The sequence below is a fragment of the Azospirillum sp. B2RO_4 genome, from assembly GCF_051124815.1.
Lineage (GTDB): Bacteria > Pseudomonadota > Alphaproteobacteria > Azospirillales > Azospirillaceae > Azospirillum.
On the sequence record NZ_CP118485.1, the window covers coordinates 124,536 to 140,715 of the forward strand.

A 16,180-nucleotide genomic window follows, 5' to 3' on the forward strand; every position below is an offset into this window, starting at 1 on the left:
TCCTTGGTTTGCCTCGAATGGGCTTATGTCCTTCCGGCTAACAAAACACTGTTTCGCAAATTTCCCGGAAATATGACGAATTGTTTCAGCGCAATTCAGGCAACAATCGCACCGATTCGCGTTGAGGCGCGGCGGCGAAGCTGGGATGATGGCGGCGCCTCCCCAATCCCCGAATCCTGCCGCCCCCGCCCGGAAAATGATCCGCTCGCCCCTTTTCCTCCGGCTGTTCTCGGCGATCCTGATCTCGCTCGGGCTGTTCTCCGCCGCGGCCTATGTCTTCTCAGTCCCCTTCATCGAGGAGAAGGCCTACGAGATCGAGCGCGACGCCAGCCGCACCATCCTCGACAACGTGTTCGAACTGGTCAGCCGCATCCGCGTCGGGCTGGAGGAACAGCGGACGGCCACGGTGGAGTCCTACAAGACCCGCCTGCGCGACGTGCTGGAACTGGCGGTCGGCTACATCGAGCATGTCTATGCCCGCGCCGACCGTGGCGAGATCACCATGGAGCAGGCCCGGCGCGAGGCGATGGAGGGGCTGCACGCCTTCCGCTACGGCAACGGCGACTATGTCTGGGCCATCGGCTACGATTCGGTGATCCTGTCGCATCCGTCGCCGGACTATGAGGGGCGGAAGGCCGACGATCTGCGCGACAATCTGGGTCGCCACATCCTGCCCACCATCGTCGCCACCGCCAAGCGCGAGGGGGAGGGGTTCCAGACCTATCCGTGGTGGCGGCCCAACGGCGACGAGCGGGCGCCGAAGCTCAGCTTCTTCAAGGATCTGTCGAGGCGCGGCATCATCGTCGGCACCGGCGCCTATCTGGCCGACGTCGACGCCGAGGTGGAGCGGCGCAAGGCCCAGGCCATCGAGGATCTGCGCCAGGCCCTGCGCAAGCTGCGCATTGCCCGCACCGGCTATCTCTACATCTTCGATTCGGCAAACCGGATGATCATCCACCCGAATTCGAACATCGAGGGTACGGCCTTCGGCGACCGGCTGAATTCGGCCACCGGGCGCCCGATCGCCGAGGATTTGAAGGCTGCGGCGGCCAAGGGGGTGCCGCTGACCTACCTGTGGGACAAGCCCGACGATCCCGGCAATTATGCGTATGAGAAGATCAGCTGGGTCCGGCATTTCGAGGGATTCGACTGGTACATCGCCTCGTCGGTCTATGTGGACGAGCTGCGGCGGTCGTCGGTGGTGCTGGGCAACCGCATCCTCGCCATCGGCATGGCGCTGATGGCGGCGGGCAGCCTGCTGGGCTACATCGCGGTCGGCCGGCTGGTCCGGCCGCTGCGCCGTCTGGCCGACACGGCGGCGCAGGTGCGCGCCGGCGACCTCGACGCCCAGAGCGGCATCCGCCGCGGCGACGAGATCGGGCTGCTGGGAACCGCCTTCGACGGCATGGTCCGGCAGTTGCGCGACACCGTCGCCACGCTGGACAGCCGGGTGCGCGACCGCACCGCCGCGCTGGCGGAGGCGGAGAGCCGGCAGCGCGTGATTCTGGACGCGATTCCCGCCTGCATCGCCGGGCTGGACCGCGACGGCCGGCTGACCTTCGCCAACCTGCGCTGGGCCGAGCTGGTCGGGCGCGACAAGGCCGAGGTGATCGGCCGCGACCTTGCCGCCGTGGTCGGCCGGCGCGCGATGGCGGCGCTCGGTCCGCATCTCGACCGCTGCCTGTCGGGGAGCGTGGTGACCTTCGAATACGCCTTCCCGCGCGACGGTCGCGACATCGTGACCAAGACGACGCTGATCCCGCATCGCGGCGAGGGCGGACTGGAGGAGGGCGCGGTCACCGGCCTGTTCGTCCTGACGCTGGACATCACCGACGAGAAGCATACCGAACGGCAACTGGTGGAGGCGCAGCGGCTGAAGGCGGTCGGGCAGCTGTCGGGCGGGCTGGCGCACGACTTCAACAATCTGCTGTCGATCATCATCGGCAACCTGTCGGCGGCGCGGGACCGCTACGCCGCGGTGGAGGGGCTGGACGCCTATCTGGAGCCGGCCCAGCGCGCCGGCCGCCGCGGCGCCGACATCACCGCCCGGCTGCTCGCCTTCTCGCGCCAGCAGCCGCTGAAGCCGCAACCGATCGAGCTGTGCGGCCTGCTGCGCGACATGGCGGTGCTGCTGCGCCGCTCCTTCCCCAGTTCCATCGCCATCGGCGTGCCGGAGGAGGGGCGGGAGTGCTGGACCATCGCCGATCAGACCCAGTTGGAGAACGCGCTGGTCAACCTCGCCATCAACGCGCGCGACGCCATGGCCGGCGGCGGGCGGCTCGACATCGCGGTGGGCATCCGCAGGGTGGAGGGCGACCAGTCCTTCGACGAGCCGGTCCGGCCCGACGATTATCTGGAAATCCGCGTCAGCGACACCGGCACCGGCTTCACGTCGGAGGCGCTGGCCCGTGCGGTGGAGCCCTTCTTCACGACGAAGGCGCTGGGGTCGGGGCTGGGTCTGTCGATGGTCTACGGCTTCGTCAAGCAGTCGCGCGGGTACCTGCGCATCGATAGTCGGCGGGGGGAGGGGACCGCCGTCACCCTGCTGCTGCCGCGCGCCGAGCCGGTGGCGCGCCTGCCGGACGCCGATCCGGCTTCGGCCGAACCGCAGATTGGCGGCTGGTCCGGCCAACTGGCGCTGGTGGCGGAGGACAATGACGACGTGCGGCAGGTGATGCGCCAGCAGCTGGTCGACCTCGGCTTTTCTGTCGTGGAGGCGGCGAGCGGCGACGAGGCGGCGGAACTGGTGGAACAGATCGACGGGTTGTCGCTGCTGGTCTCCGACATCGTCATGCCCGGCCTGTCGGGGGTGGAGCTGGCGCGGCGCGCCCGGCTGCTGCGGCCGGCCATGCGGGTGGTTCTGGTCAGCGGATTCGCCGTCGAGTATGGCGACGTGCCCGCCGATGCCGTCATACTGCGCAAGCCATGGGACAAGCGGGACCTGGTGGCGGCCATCGGCCACGCCGCCGAACCCGCGCCGGCCTGATAGGATCGCGCTCAGAGAACGCACCTAATAGAACGCACCTGGAAAAATCAGGGCGACGAGTGCCGAGGGGAAACGCGCGTGGGACAGAAGAAGCGCATCTATGTGATCGAGGACGAGGCCGACATCCGCCGGCTGGTGACGGAGGTGCTGGAGGGCTACGGCTATGACGTGTCCTGCTGGGCCAGCGGGCGCGAGGCGCGGGCGGCGATCCAGCGTCAGGCCCCCGACCTGTGCCTGATGGACCTCGGCCTGCCGGACATGGACGGGCTGACCCTGGTGCGCGAGCTGTGGGAGGATGTGCGGTTCGGCGTCATCATCCTGTCCGGGCGCGGCGGCACCTCCGACCGCGTGCTGGGGCTGGAGCTGGGAGCCGACGACTACATCGTCAAGCCGTTCGAACCGCGCGAACTGGTCGCCCGCGTCAACAGCGCCATCCGCCGCCGCGAACAGCTGTCGGGCGCTACCGCCGCCGCGGAGACGGCGCGGGCGCGCTTCGGCCCCTGGGTGTTCGATCTGGGCAACCTGACGCTGACCGCCGACGACGGCCGGCAGGAAAGCCTGACGGCGGCGGAGGCCTCGCTTCTGCTGATGCTGCTGAAGGCGCCCAAGCGCGTGCTGTCGCGCGAGCATCTGCAGGGCCCGGATCAGGACCGCGACGATTTCCCCTATGACCGCAGCATCGACGTCCGCATCTCGCGCATCCGCAAGAAGATCGAGGAGGATCCGCGCGCGCCGCGGCTGATCAAGACGGTCTACGGCGCCGGATACCTGTTCGCGGGAGACGTGACGTGGTTGCGATGACCGGGGTGCGATGACGGGGGCACCCCCACTGCGCCCTGGCGAAACAGTGCCAATAACAATTGGTCATAATCCTGAGAAAGTTGCGCAAAGCTGATCTGGTACAGGCTGTTTCCAACACCGCCGCGCCCGATGTCGGCGCGCAACAAAGAACCCCTGGGGAGAACGGTCCGATGAGTGAATCCGCCGCCGCCGATGTCCGCGCCAATCCGTACGAGCGCGATCTCGACCGCAACGCCGCCAATTTCGTCGCGCTGACGCCGCTGACCTTCCTGGAACGCGCCGCCGCGGTGTGGCCCGACCGGCTGGCCGTCGTCCATGGCCCGGTCCGCCGGACCTGGGCGGAAACCTTCGTCCGCGTGCGCCGTCTGGCCGCGGCGCTGGCGAATGTGGGGATCGGCACCGGCGACACCGTCGCCATGTTGGCCGCCAACACGCCGGAATTGTTCGAGGCGCATTTCGGCGTGCCCCTGGCCGGCGCCGTGCTGAACGCCATCAACACCCGCCTGGATGCCGAGGCCATCGCCTTCATCCTGAAGCATGGCGAGGCGAAGATCCTGATCGTCGACCGCGAGTTCTCCGGCGTCGCCAAGAAGGCGCTGGCCCTGCTGGACTCGCCGATCCCGGTGGTGGACATCGACGACCCGACCTACACCGGCGGCGAGCTGATCGGCGACCGCGACTATGAGGCCTTCATCAGCGATGTCGGCACCGAGCATGCCTGGACCCCGCCGGCCGACGAATGGCAGGCCATCGCGCTGAACTACACCTCCGGCACCACCGGCAACCCGAAGGGCGTCGTCTATCACCACCGCGGCGCCTACCTGAACGCGGTGTCGAACGCGCTGTCCTGGAACATGGGCGACGCGCCCGTGTATCTGTGGACGCTGCCGATGTTCCACTGCAACGGCTGGTGCTTCCCCTGGACCATCGCGGTTACCGCCGGCACCGCCGTCTGCCTGCGTCAGGTCCGCCCGGATGCCGTGCTGAACCTGATCCGCGAGGAGCGGGTGACCAACTTCTGCGGCGCGCCCATCGTCCTGAACATGCTGAACAATGCCCCGGCCGAGCTGAAGCAGGGCATCGAGCAGAAGGTGAAGGTGATGGTAGCCGGCGCCGCCCCGCCCGCCGCCGTTATCGCCGGCATGGAGCGCATGGGCTGGGAAGTCACCCACGTCTACGGCCTGACCGAATGCTACGGCCCGACCGTGGTCTGCGTCTGGCACGACCGCTGGGACGGCCTGACGCTGGACGAGAAGGCGGCGATCAAGGCCCGACAGGGCGTGCGCGGCCCGATGCTGGAGGCGGTGATCGTCGCCGATCCCTTCACGCTGGAGCCGATGCCGAAGGACGGCCGCAGCATGGGCGAGATCATGATGCGCGGCAACAACGTCATGAAGGGCTATCTGAAGAACCCCAAGGCGACGGAAGAGGCCTTCGCCGGCGGCTGGTTCCACACCGGCGACCTCGCCGTCTGGCATGAGGACGGCTACGTCGAGATCAAGGACCGCTCCAAGGACATCATCATCTCCGGCGGCGAGAACATCTCGTCGATCGAGGTGGAGGATGTGCTCTACAAGCATCCGGAGGTGCTGGAGGCCGCGGTCGTCGCCCGTCATGACGAGAAGTGGGGCGAGACGCCCTGCGCCTTCGTCACCCTGAAGGACGGCGCCACCGCGACCGAGGCCGACATCATCGCCTTCTGCCGCTCGCACATGGCCCACTTCAAGTGCCCGCGCACGGTGGTGTTCGGCCCGTTGCCGAAGACCTCCACCGGCAAGATCCAGAAATACGTCCTGCGCAAGCAGACCGAGGGGCTGTAAGGGGCGCTTTGCCCCCTCCCTGACCCTCCCCCTTATCGGACCGGCCTGCGGCCGGCCGAGGGGAGAGGGGACTGCCGCCGCTTTGGCAATCACGTCACACGCGACAAGCGTCCAGCCCCCTCTCCCACCGAAGGTGGGGGAGGGATGGGGAGGGGGCCAACGCCCTCCCATGCCTACACGCTGCCCAATCCTTAGGGGACCCGCGCCATGAAGATCCTCTGCGCCGTGAAGCGCGTCGTCGATTACAACGTCAAGATCCGGGTGAAGACCGACCAGTCCGGCGTCGAGACGTCCAACGTGAAATTCTCGATGAACCCCTTCGACGAGATCGCCGTCGAGGAAGCCGTCCGTCTGAAGGAAGCCGGTGCGGCGACCGAGATCGTCGTGGTCTCCGTCGGCCCGTCCCAGGCCCAGGAGACGCTGCGCACGGCGCTGGCGATGGGAGCGGATCGCGCCATCCTGGTGCAGACCGATGTCGAGACGCAGCCGCTCGCCGTCGCCAAGCTGCTGAAGGCGCTGGTCGAGAAGGAGGCGCCGGGGATGGTGATCCTCGGCAAGCAGGCCATCGACGACGACTGCAACCAGACCGGCCAGATGCTGGCGGCGCTGCTCGGCTGGGGCCAGGGCACCTTCGCCTCGAAGGTCGCCGCCGCCGACGGCAAAGTCGCGGTCACCCGTGAGATCGACGGCGGGTTGGAGACGGTGGAGTTGAAGCTGCCAGCGGTGGTCACCGCCGATCTGCGGCTGAACGAGCCGCGCTATGCGAGCCTGCCGAACATCATGAAGGCGAAGAAGAAGCCGCTGGAAACCGTCACCCCGGACGCGCTGGGCGTCGATGTGACGCCGCGGCTGACCACGGTGAAGGTGGCCGAGCCGGCCAAGCGTCAGGCCGGCATCAAGGTTCCCGACGTCGCCACGCTGGTCGACAAGCTGAAGAACGAGGCGCGGGTGATCTGAGGAAGCGCCTGTCCGGTGCCCCCACCCTAACCCTCCCCCGCTTCGCAGGGGAGGGAACTCCGCCGCTCTCCCGTATCAGCACTTTCCCCCTCCCCCGCCCAGCGGGGGAGGGTCGGGGTGGGGGCAAGTGTCTGCACTCCCCGCACTCCGCCCGCCAGAGGAATCCGCCATGCCCATCCTGATCCTCGCCGACCACGACAACGCCACCCTCAAGCCAGCCACCGCCCATGCGGTCACCGCCGCGAGCAAGCTGGGCGGCGACATCAACATCCTCGTCGCCGGCCGCAACGCCGCCCCGGCCGCCGAACAGGCCGCCAAGCTGGCCGGCGTCGCCAAGGTGCTGCTCGCCGACGATGCCGCCTACGAGCACGCCCTGGCCGAACCGGTCGCGGCGCTGCTGGTCTCGCTCGCCCCCGGCTACAGCCATGTCCTCGCCGCCGCCACCTCCGTCGGCAAGAATGTGCTGCCGCGCGTCGCGGCGCTGCTCGACGTGGCGATGATCTCCGACATCACCGGCGTGGTCTCCGCCGACACCTTCGAGCGGCCGATCTACGCCGGCAACGCCATCGCCACCGTGCAGTCGGCCGATGCGGTGAAAATCGTCACCGTCCGCACCACCGCCTTCGAGGCCGCCGCCGCCACCAACAGCGCCCCGGTCGAGAGCGTCGCCGCCGTGGCCGATCCCGCGTTGTCGAGCTTCGTTTCGGCGGAGCTGTCGAAGTCGGAGCGGCCGGAGCTGACCTCCGCCCGCATCGTGATTTCCGGCGGGCGCGGCATGCAGTCGGGCGACAATTTCCACCTGCTGGAGGCCATCGCCGACAAGCTGGGTGCCGCCGTGGGCGCCAGCCGGGCCGCGGTCGATGCCGGCTTCGTGCCGAACGACTATCAGGTCGGGCAGACTGGCAAGATCGTGGCGCCGGACCTCTATGTCGCCGTCGGCATCTCCGGCGCCATTCAGCACCTCGCCGGCATGAAGGACAGCAAGGTGATCGTCGCCATCAACAAGGACGAGGAGGCGCCGATCTTCCAGGTCGCCGACTACGGCCTCGTCGCCGACCTGTTCAAGGCGCTGCCGGAGCTGCAGCAGGCCGTCTGATCCCGTTCATTTTCTCCGTTACCCGAAGAGGTCCCCCATGACCGCCGCCGCGATCCCCTACACCCCGCCGCTGAAAGAGATCCGCTTCGTCCTCGACCACCTCGCCGGCATGGCCGACGTGGCGGCTCTGCCGGGCTTCGAGGATGCCAGCCCCGACATGGTGGACAGCATCCTGGGCGAGGCGGCGAAGATCGCCGAGAACATCCTGGCTCCGCTGAACCGTATCGGCGATGTCCAGGGGGCCAAGCTCGGCGCCGACGGCATTGCCCGCACGGCGGAGGGCTGGGGGGCGGCTTGGCAGGCGCTGGTCGAAGGCGGCTGGAACGGGCTGCCCTTCGACCCGGAGCGCGGCGGCATGGGGCTGCCCAACCTGCTGAACACCGCCGTGCAGGAGATGTGGCATTCCGCCAACATGGCCTTCGCGCTCTGCCCGATGCTGACGCAAGGGGCGGTGAACGCGGTGCAGCTCTATGGCTCCGAGGAACTGAAAGACATCTACCTGCCCAAGATGATCTCGGGCGAGTGGACCGGCACCATGAACATCACCGAGCCGCAGGCGGGCAGCGACCTTGCCGCCACGCGGTCGCGCGCGGTGCCGAACGGCGACCATTACCTCGTCAGCGGCCAGAAGATCTTCATCACCTATGGCGACCATGACCTGACGGAGAACATCGTTCATCTGGTGCTGGCCCGCCTGCCCGATGCGCCTCCGGGCGTGAAGGGCATCAGCCTGTTCGTCGTGCCGAAGTTCCTGGTCAATGCCGACGGCAGCCTGGGCGCCCGCAATCAGGTGAAGTGCGTGTCGCTGGAGCACAAGCTGGGCATCCACGGCAGCCCGACCGCCGTGCTGTCCTTCGGCGACGAGGGCGGGGCGACCGGCTTCCTGGTTGGCGAGCCGAACCGCGGCCTGGAATACATGTTCACCATGATGAACCACGCCCGGCTGAACGTCGCCATGCAGGGCCTGTCGATCGCCGAGCGCGCTTACCAGCAGGCGCTGGCCTATGCCCGCGACCGCGTGCAGGGCAAGCCGCAGGGCTGGACCGAGGGCCAGTCGAAGGGCATCGTCAACCACCCCGACGTCCGCCGCCTGCTGATGGGCATGAAGGCGCGGATCGAGGCGATGCGCGGCATCCTCTACACCGCCGCCGCCGCGGTGGACGTGGCGCACCATCATGCCGACGAGGCGGCGCGCGGCCGGGCCGCCCTGCTGGTCGATTTGCTGACCCCCATCGCCAAGGGCTGGTGCACCGAGACCGGCCAGCAGCTTGCCTCGGACGGCGTGCAGGTCCATGGCGGCATGGGCTTCATCGAGGAGACCGGAGCCGCCCAGCATCTGCGCGACGCCCGCATCACCACGATCTATGAGGGCACCACCGCCATCCAGGCCAACGATCTGATCAACCGCAAGATCCTGCGCGACGGCGGGGCGACGGCCAACGGGCTTCTGGACGAGATCGCGGCGCTTGGCGGCGAGCTGTCCGGCCATGCTGATGACGCGTTGCGGGTGACCGGTGCCGAACTGGTCGGGGCGGTTCACGAGGCCAAGCAGGCGGTGGCCTGGGTGCTGGGCGTGGCGAAACAGGACCCGCGCCTGCCGGCCGCCGCGTCGGTGACTCTGTTGGAGCTGATGGGCGTGGTCGCCGGCGGCTGGCAGCTGGCCCGCGCCGCCAAGGTGGCAGCGGAGCGGCTGGCGGAGGGCGATGCCGACACCGTCTTCCTGTCGGCCAAGCCGCTGACCGCCCGCTTCTACGCCACCCATGTGCTGCCGAAGGCGGCGGCGCTGCGGGCGACCGTCGTCAACGGCTCCGCGAGCGTGATGGCGCTGAGCGAGGAGCAACTGTTCGGCGCGGCTTGACGGGGCCGTGCTTGCCGGTTGGTGCCGGGGCCTTTGGCCCCTTGCTGGGTGTCGCGGGCGGTTGGGGGACCTCCCGCCACTGCCCCGGCGCCAGCCCGTCCAATGTCCAGTCGCCGATCGCCCAGCGGATCAGCCGCAGGGTGGGGAAGCCGACCGCCGCAGTCATGCGGCGGACCTGCCGGTTGCGTCCCTCGCGTATAGTCAGCGCGATCCAACTGGTGGGGATGGCGGCGCGGTAGCGCACCGGCGGATCGCGCGGCCACAGCGACTCCGGCTCCTCCATCCGCCGCACCTCGGCGGGCAGGGTGGGGCCGTCCTTCAGCGTGACGCCGCGGCGCAGAGCCTCCAGCGCCTCGTCGGTCGGGATACCCTCCACCTGCACCCAATAGGTCTTGGGCATCTTGTTGGCCGGCGAGGCGATGCGGGCGATCAGCGGGCCGTCGTCGCTGAGCGCCAGCAGCCCCTCGCTGTCGCGGTCGAGCCGGCCGGCGGCATAGACGTCCTTCACCGGCACCAGATCCGCCAGGGTCGGGCGGCCCTGGTCGTCGGTGAATTGCGGCAGCACGCCATAGGGCTTGTTCAGCAGGATCAGGCGCGGCACGGGCTTGCTTCCTTGCGCGGTTCGGGAAAGGCGCTATCGTTCGCACCCCAACATGATCTCTTGATAGCAGGGGTTCGGCCGTGACGCTTCTGTTCTGCTCCGCCAGCGACAGCGCCGAGGATTGGCGCCGGGAAATCGCCCGCCATCTTCCCGGCGTGGAGATGCGCGTCTGGCCCGAGACCGGCGACGCCGCCGACATCGATGTCGCTGTGGTGTGGAAGCCGCCGGCCGGCATGCTGGCGACGCTGCCCAACCTGAAGCTGATCGTCTCGCTGGGTGCCGGGGTGGAGCCGATCCTGCAGGATCAGACCCTGCCCGAGGTGCCGCTGGTCCGCATGGTGGCGGACGGGCTGACGGTCGACATGGCCGGCTATGTGGCCTTCCAGGTTCTGTATTGGCACCGGTTGATGGACGGCTATGCCGCTCTCCAGGCCGAGGCGCGCTGGGAACAGCGGGACCATCGCCCGGCCTCCGAGGTGACGGTCGGCTTCCTGGGGCTGGGCGAGCTGGGGGCGGCGTCGGCCCGCACGTTGCGGACGCTGGAGTACCGGCTGATGGGGTGGAGCCGCAGCCCGAAGAACATCGACGGGGTGGAGAGCTTCTCCGGTCCCGACGGGCTGGCGGCGATGCTGCCGCAGTGCGATTTTCTCGTCTGCCTGCTGCCGCTGACCGACGAGACGCGCGGGATCATGGATGCGTCGCTGTTCGCCGCCTTGCCCAAGGGGGCGGTGGTCATCAACGCCGCCCGCGGCGGGCATCTGGTCGAGTCGGATCTGCTCGACGCGCTGGAGAGCGGGCATCTGCACGGCGCCAGCCTGGATGTCTTCGTGACGGAGCCGCTGCCGGCCGATCATCCGCTCTGGCGTCATCCCAAGGTCCGCATCACCCCCCATGTCGCCGGGATCACCCACCCGTCGCGCTGTGCGGTGCAGGTGGCCGACGCGGTAAAGGCGCTCCGCGACGGCCGGCCGCTGCCCAATCTGGTGGACCGCAGCCGGGGGTATTGAGGAAAAAGCCACTCTCTCGGCCGTCATCCCCGCGGCCGACAAAAGTGCCGTTGGGGCGTTGGTGCAGTCGCGGCCCTTACAGCATCTGCACCGCGATCACCGCCAGCAGGGCCGCGATCACCCACAGGGCGATGCGGTCCGAGCGGCGGCGGGACTCCCAGCCGTTCAGCATCTGGCGGACGGTCTGCGGGTGCAGGCGCACGCCACCCTCCGCGATGTCGCGGGTCACCCGCTCCGCCTCGCCGACCAGGGCGGGGATGCGGCGGACGGTGGACAGGATGGCGCCGGCATCGTTGATGAACTGCGCCTCCGGCCCGCGATTCTCGCGCATCCATTCCTCGATCAGCGGGCGGGCCAATTCCCACATGTTGATGTTGGGGTTCAGCAGCCGGCCGACGCCCTCGGCCGTCAGCATGCTCTTCTGCAGGAGGAGCAGCTGCGGCTGGGTTTCCATCTCGAACTGTTCGGTGACGGCGAACAGTTGGGCCAGCAGCCGGCCGACCGAGATGTCGGCCAGCGGCTTGTTCTGCAACGGCTCGCCGATGGCGCGGCAGGCCTGGGTGAAGATCTCGATCGACTGGTGGCGCGGGACGTAGCCGGCCTCGAAATGCACGATGGCGACGCGGCGGTAGTCGCCGGTCAGGAAGCCGATCAGCATGTCGGCGAGATAATAGCGCGTCTCGCGGTCCAGCCGGCCCATGATGCCGAAATCGACGGCGGTGATGGTGCCCCGTTCGTTGATGAACAGGTTGCCGGGATGCAGGTCGGCGTGGAAGAAGCCGTCGCGGAAGACCTGGTTGAAGAAGCTGGCCGAGGCCATCGCCAGGATCTCGTCGCGGTCGAAACCGGCGGCGGAGATGCGGGCCGGCTCGTCCACCTTGAAGCCGCGGATGCGCTCCAGCGTCAGCACCCGGCCGCCGGTGCGCTCCCAATCGACCTTCGGCACGTTGAAGGTTTCATCGTCCTTGAAGTTCGACGCCAGCTCCGACGCGGCGGCGGCTTCCATCCGAAGGTCCATCTCCAGCCGGGAGGTGCGGGCGAAGGTGTCGACGATTTCGGTCAGGCGCAGCCGCTTCAGCCGGGGCAGCACCCATTGGGCGAGCGCCGCCAGCCGGTAGAACAGGTCGATGTCGCGCTCGAAGGCCTGCTCGATCCCCGGACGCAGCACCTTGACCGCCACCTCCTGCCCGTCGGCGGTGACGGCGAAATGCACCTGCGCGATGGAGGCGGCGGCGACCGGCTTGTCGTCGAAGCTCTGGAACAGGGCATGGACCGGCTGGCCGAACTCCGCCTCGATGATGGCGCGGGCCTGATGGGCGGGGAAGGGCGGCAGCTTGTCCTGCAGTTCGGCCAGATCGACGGCCATCCGCTCGCCGACCAGATCGGAGCGAGTGGACAGCAGCTGCCCCAGCTTGATGTAGGTCGGGCCGAGTTCGGCCAGGGCGCGGGCCAGCCGCTCGCCCTCGCGGCCGGGCACGTCCTTGCGGGCGACGCGGCGCCACAGCCACAGCAGGCCGGGGGCGGTGCCGAGCAGGCTGGTGGGCAGGGCATCGTGACGGGCGACCGTCCGGCCGATCACGGCCATCCGGATCAGGTTGCGCAGGATGCGGAACACGGGATCTTAAATCCGCCAGCCGGAATGGATGGCGGCGATTCCGCCCGACAGGTTGCGCACGCGCACGGCGCCGAAGCCGGCGGCCTCGATCCGCTTCGCCAGATCGGCCTGCTGCGGGAAGCGGCGGATGCTCTCGGCCAGATAGCGGTAGCTCGCCTCGTCCTTCGCCACCACGCGGCCCATGAAGGGCAGAACCTGGAAGGAATAGACGTCGTACAGTTCGCGCAGCACCGGCAGGACGACGTGGCTGAACTCCAGGCAATAGAACTTGCCGCCCGGCTTCAGGACGCGGTGGGCCTCCTTGATCGCCTCGTCGATGCGGGTGACGTTGCGCAGGCCGAAGGCGATGGTATAGGCGTCGACCGAGCGCGGGGCGATGGGCAGCCGTTCCGCGTCGCCGACCGTCCATTGCACGCCGGACAGGATGTTGCGGTCGATGGCGCGGTCGCGGCCGACCCGGACCATCGCCTCGGTGATGTCGCAGACCACCGCCGCCCCGCCGCCCTTCTTCAGGAAGCGGAAGGCGATGTCGCCGGTGCCGCCGGCCACGTCCAGCAGGGTCATGTCCGGCTTCGGCGCCACCATCTCCATCAGCGTGTCCTTCCACAGCCGATGGATGCCGCCCGACATCAGGTCGTTCATCAGGTCGTAGTTGGTCGCCACGCTGTCGAAGACGGCGCGGACCAGCCCGGACTTGGCGGACGGATCGACGGGGGTGAAGCCGAACCAGTTGCCTTCGGCACCGGACGCGGGGGCACCGGAGACAGGCTTTTGCGGGTCGGCGGAGGATGGGGGGGTGCGGTCGCTCATGGCCGGGAAGATAGCGCGGGCAGGGGCCATGCGCCAGCGGGGGCGTGCAATGCGGAAGGCGCTGCGGCGAATGGCGTAGGACGGGTGGGGCCGGTTGTGGGGGAGGCGGAGGATGGAACATCTTGGAACAGGTTTCGGAGACTGTTCCATGGGGTGCGGTTCGGCGGCAGGTCGGCGGTCTGCCGGGTGATGGAACAGGGTGAAACAGTTTCCCGGTGATGTTCCATCGCCGTTGAGATCTCCTGGGGGTGTAGGCAATCAATCCTATCACGGGGGCGGCCGACGGGAAAGGATGGGGCGAATTCCGGACTGTGCGGCTTCGTTATCATGCAGGCCGATGAGCCTGGAGGCGCCGGCCGTGCTTGCCATTCACCGGGGGCTGGCCTACTGACTGCCGGGAATAACATACGCCCGTATTCCTGTGGCTGTCGTGGCCGTGGGTGGGAGCCTCTGGTGGATCGGCATGACTCTTGCTGAAGCTTGCGCCGAATTCCTGACCCATTGCCGGGTTGCCAAGAACCTGTCGCCCCACAGCCTGCGCGCCTACACCATCGATCTGGCCGAGTTCGAGCGGTTTGCCAGCCCCGCGACGGCGGTGGCGGTCGTGGACCGCCCATTGCTGCGCCGCTATCTCAGCCACCTGTTCGAGGTGCGGCGGCTGAAGGAAACCAGCGTCAAACGGCGGATCGCCTGCCTCAAGGTGATGTTCCGCTGGCTTGAGCTGGACGAGGTGATCGAGATCAGCCCCTTCCACCGGCTGGACGCCCGCATCCGCCTGCCGCGCCGCCTGCCGCGCAACCTGACCGACGACGAGGTGCGCCGCCTGCGGGCCGCCGCTCTCGCCGGGGCGGGGATCGCCGGGCGGGTTACCGAAGTGAAGGCTCTGCGTGCCGCCCGCAAGGCCGACCATGACGCCTTCACGGCGCTGGTGGCGGTGGAGGTGTTGCTGGCCACGGGGTTGCGCGTGGGGGAACTGGCCGGCATGCGGGTGGAGGATGTGGACCTGACCGGCCGCGTCATCACCATCGTCGGCAAGGGCAGCCGCCAGCGGCGGGTGTTCCTGCCCGACGACGCGGTGACGGCGCTGGTGACGGCTTATCAGGGTGTGACGGGCGCGCGGCGGCGTGACCACGACCGGTTCCTGATGACGGGAACGGGCGGGCCGGCGTCCACCCAGCATCTCCGCTTGTTGATTCGTCAGATCGGCGAGGAGGCGCAACTGTCCCGCCGCGTCACTCCGCACATGCTGCGCCACACGGCGGCGACGCGGCTGCTGGAGAACGGAGTCGACATCCGCTTCGTCCAGCGCCTGCTGGGGCACCAGAGCATTTCGACGACGGAAATCTACACGACGGTGACGGATGCCAGCCTGCGGGCGGCGGTGGTCAGGGCAGCGGAGGGGATGCGGGCGCTACGACGATAACTAGGAATTATGAGAATTGAGCGAATCGAGGTTGGATTGCCAACCTCACTGATTTCGAATGCAGACGTATTTGAATTGCTGAACGCGAATTCAAAAAAACTGCCTAGCTCAATGCAGGAAGAAATTGAGAGCTTTTTCGATGCGTCAGGCGCAGTTCAACGATTTTGGCGGGCAACCGATAGAGAGCCTCAGCACGTCCTTCAAGAGACTGCCGCCCGAATGTTTCGCCATATCGATAGAAGAGACATAAAAATCGTAATATATTGTAGTGCTTCAAAGTACTTCGCCGAACCAGCCCATGCATCAATATTTTGTGGAATTAACAATGTTGCGCCAGAGTACGCCTTTGACATATCAGACGGGTGTATGGGGTGGCTAACCTCGTTGAATATTATTGAAAAATTTTGCCTAAATAAACAAGAGGGGTACGCCCTTATTATATCCCATGAATTTCCGATGGGAAGGAATGGGGCTGTCTATCCGAAATGCTTTAATATCTCAAGCCACACCCAGCTAAAATATAAACTTCCAGCTCTAACTCTCGGAGAGGCTTGCACCCTAACTCTGGTAAAAATGGATGCGCCCTCTACTCAAGGCATCAGGGTGGAGTTGCCTAGCGGAGCAGAGCTCTGCACCGTGCCATATAGAAATTATAATAACTTCCTATGGAACTCATCGTTTATCTTTGATGAGGAAGAGTTTCATGCTCATTATAATGAAATGTCAAAAGTTGCCGCCTTGAAAAGCATATCAATTTTAAATAAATTTTTAAAAGGGAAAAGAATTAATCTTGTGCCGCATTCGTACACGCGATCTTTTGAGAAACTAAGCGACCTGTTGAGCTTCCACCCCAAAATTGTAAATTACTTCGGTGAATATGGAAACACCGCAACATCATCAATTCCACTCAATATAGAGATCGCTCGTAGGCGAGGCGCGCTCGATCATTCAAGGCCGACTTACGCTTGGTGCGCAAGCGCCGGAATCAAAGTCTGTATAGCAGAACTTAAATTGAATTTAAGCATCAACTAACAGCGTTTTTCAAGAATAGTAGTATTATCGGAGAAAATGAGCTAGCAAACAGTGAGGACTTACGCTTTATCATAAAATGAATGCTCATCAATGCCCTTACGTCTGCAAGCCTTCTCGTGTCAATTATGATATCCACACTCCTGGACGCTTTTGATATTCTAATGGAAACCATTG

The 16,180-nt window shown here is 66.6% G+C and carries 12 protein-coding genes; 9 read left to right on the forward strand and 3 right to left on the reverse strand.

What is annotated here, in order from left to right; all coding sequences use genetic code 11:
• The first annotated feature begins 196 nt into the window (after positions 1–196).
• The 6 genes from PWS46_RS00495 to PWS46_RS00520 all read left to right on the forward strand — a co-directional run bounded on the left by PWS46_RS00495 (position 197) and on the right by PWS46_RS00520 (position 9,518).
• Complete coding sequence (locus PWS46_RS00495; RefSeq protein ID WP_434616614.1) at positions 197–2,986, forward strand: cache domain-containing protein; 2,790 nt, start codon at positions 197–199, stop codon at positions 2,984–2,986.
• A gap of 78 nt (positions 2,987–3,064) precedes the next feature.
• Entirely contained in the window at positions 3,065–3,787 is a 723-nt protein-coding gene (locus tag PWS46_RS00500; protein WP_434616617.1) for a response regulator transcription factor, read from the forward strand.
• 170 nt (positions 3,788–3,957) lie between these two features.
• A complete protein-coding gene (locus PWS46_RS00505) occupies positions 3,958–5,607 on the forward strand; it encodes an acyl-CoA synthetase (protein ID WP_434616620.1) in 1,650 nt (549 codons plus the stop codon).
• A 207-nt stretch (positions 5,608–5,814) separates the two neighbouring features.
• Complete coding sequence (locus tag PWS46_RS00510; RefSeq protein WP_434616623.1) at positions 5,815–6,564, forward strand: electron transfer flavoprotein subunit beta/FixA family protein; 750 nt, start codon at positions 5,815–5,817, stop codon at positions 6,562–6,564.
• A gap of 169 nt (positions 6,565–6,733) precedes the next feature.
• Positions 6,734–7,660, forward strand: a complete 927-nt coding sequence (locus PWS46_RS00515; RefSeq protein ID WP_434616626.1) for an electron transfer flavoprotein subunit alpha/FixB family protein — start codon at positions 6,734–6,736, stop codon at positions 7,658–7,660.
• Between the two features lie 37 nt (positions 7,661–7,697).
• Entirely contained in the window at positions 7,698–9,518 is a 1,821-nt protein-coding gene (locus PWS46_RS00520) for an acyl-CoA dehydrogenase C-terminal domain-containing protein (RefSeq protein WP_434616629.1), read from the forward strand.
• Here PWS46_RS00520 and PWS46_RS00525 read toward each other — a convergent pair.
• The gene (locus tag PWS46_RS00525) at positions 9,460–10,119 is read right to left on the reverse strand and encodes a pseudouridine synthase (protein ID WP_434616632.1); all 660 of its coding nucleotides are present in this window, start codon (positions 10,117–10,119) and stop codon (positions 9,460–9,462) included. The genes PWS46_RS00520 and PWS46_RS00525 overlap by 59 nt on opposite strands.
• An 80-nt stretch (positions 10,120–10,199) precedes the next feature.
• Between PWS46_RS00525 and PWS46_RS00530 the strand changes: the two genes are divergently transcribed.
• Positions 10,200–11,126: a 2-hydroxyacid dehydrogenase gene (locus PWS46_RS00530; protein WP_434616635.1), complete on the forward strand. Its 927-nt coding sequence runs from the start codon at positions 10,200–10,202 to the stop codon at positions 11,124–11,126.
• 76 nt (positions 11,127–11,202) lie between these two features.
• On the opposite strand, the gene ubiB is transcribed toward PWS46_RS00530, so the two are convergent.
• Complete coding sequence (ubiB, locus tag PWS46_RS00535) at positions 11,203–12,741, reverse strand: 2-polyprenylphenol 6-hydroxylase (protein WP_434616638.1); 1,539 nt, start codon at positions 12,739–12,741, stop codon at positions 11,203–11,205.
• Positions 12,742–12,747: 6 nt separating this feature from the next.
• Positions 12,748–13,551, reverse strand: coding sequence for a class I SAM-dependent methyltransferase (locus PWS46_RS00540; protein ID WP_434616641.1), 804 nt, complete (start codon positions 13,549–13,551; stop codon positions 12,748–12,750).
• Between the two features lie 463 nt (positions 13,552–14,014).
• Between PWS46_RS00540 and PWS46_RS00545 the strand changes: the two genes are divergently transcribed.
• Positions 14,015–14,974, forward strand: a complete 960-nt coding sequence (locus PWS46_RS00545; RefSeq protein ID WP_434616644.1) for a tyrosine-type recombinase/integrase — start codon at positions 14,015–14,017, stop codon at positions 14,972–14,974.
• 36 nt (positions 14,975–15,010) lie between these two features.
• Complete coding sequence (locus tag PWS46_RS00550; RefSeq protein WP_434616647.1) at positions 15,011–16,006, forward strand: hypothetical protein; 996 nt, start codon at positions 15,011–15,013, stop codon at positions 16,004–16,006.
• The last annotated feature ends 174 nt before the right edge of the window (positions 16,007–16,180 follow it).

Excerpts from the sequence above, each read along its gene's own strand:
- PWS46_RS00515 (WP_434616626.1), top strand. The coding sequence starts at position 6,734 with ATGCCCATCCTGATCCTCGCCGACCACGACAACGCCACCCTCAAGCCA.
- PWS46_RS00495 (WP_434616614.1), top strand. The coding sequence starts at position 197 with ATGATCCGCTCGCCCCTTTTCCTCCGGCTGTTCTCGGCGATCCTGATC.
- PWS46_RS00520 (WP_434616629.1), top strand. The coding sequence starts at position 7,698 with ATGACCGCCGCCGCGATCCCCTACACCCCGCCGCTGAAAGAGATCCGC.
- PWS46_RS00510 (WP_434616623.1), top strand. The coding sequence starts at position 5,815 with ATGAAGATCCTCTGCGCCGTGAAGCGCGTCGTCGATTACAACGTCAAG.
- PWS46_RS00505 (WP_434616620.1), top strand. The coding sequence starts at position 3,958 with ATGAGTGAATCCGCCGCCGCCGATGTCCGCGCCAATCCGTACGAGCGC.
- PWS46_RS00545 (WP_434616644.1), top strand. The coding sequence starts at position 14,015 with ATGACTCTTGCTGAAGCTTGCGCCGAATTCCTGACCCATTGCCGGGTT.
- PWS46_RS00540 (WP_434616641.1), bottom strand. The coding sequence starts at position 13,551 with ATGAGCGACCGCACCCCCCCATCCTCCGCCGACCCGCAAAAGCCTGTC.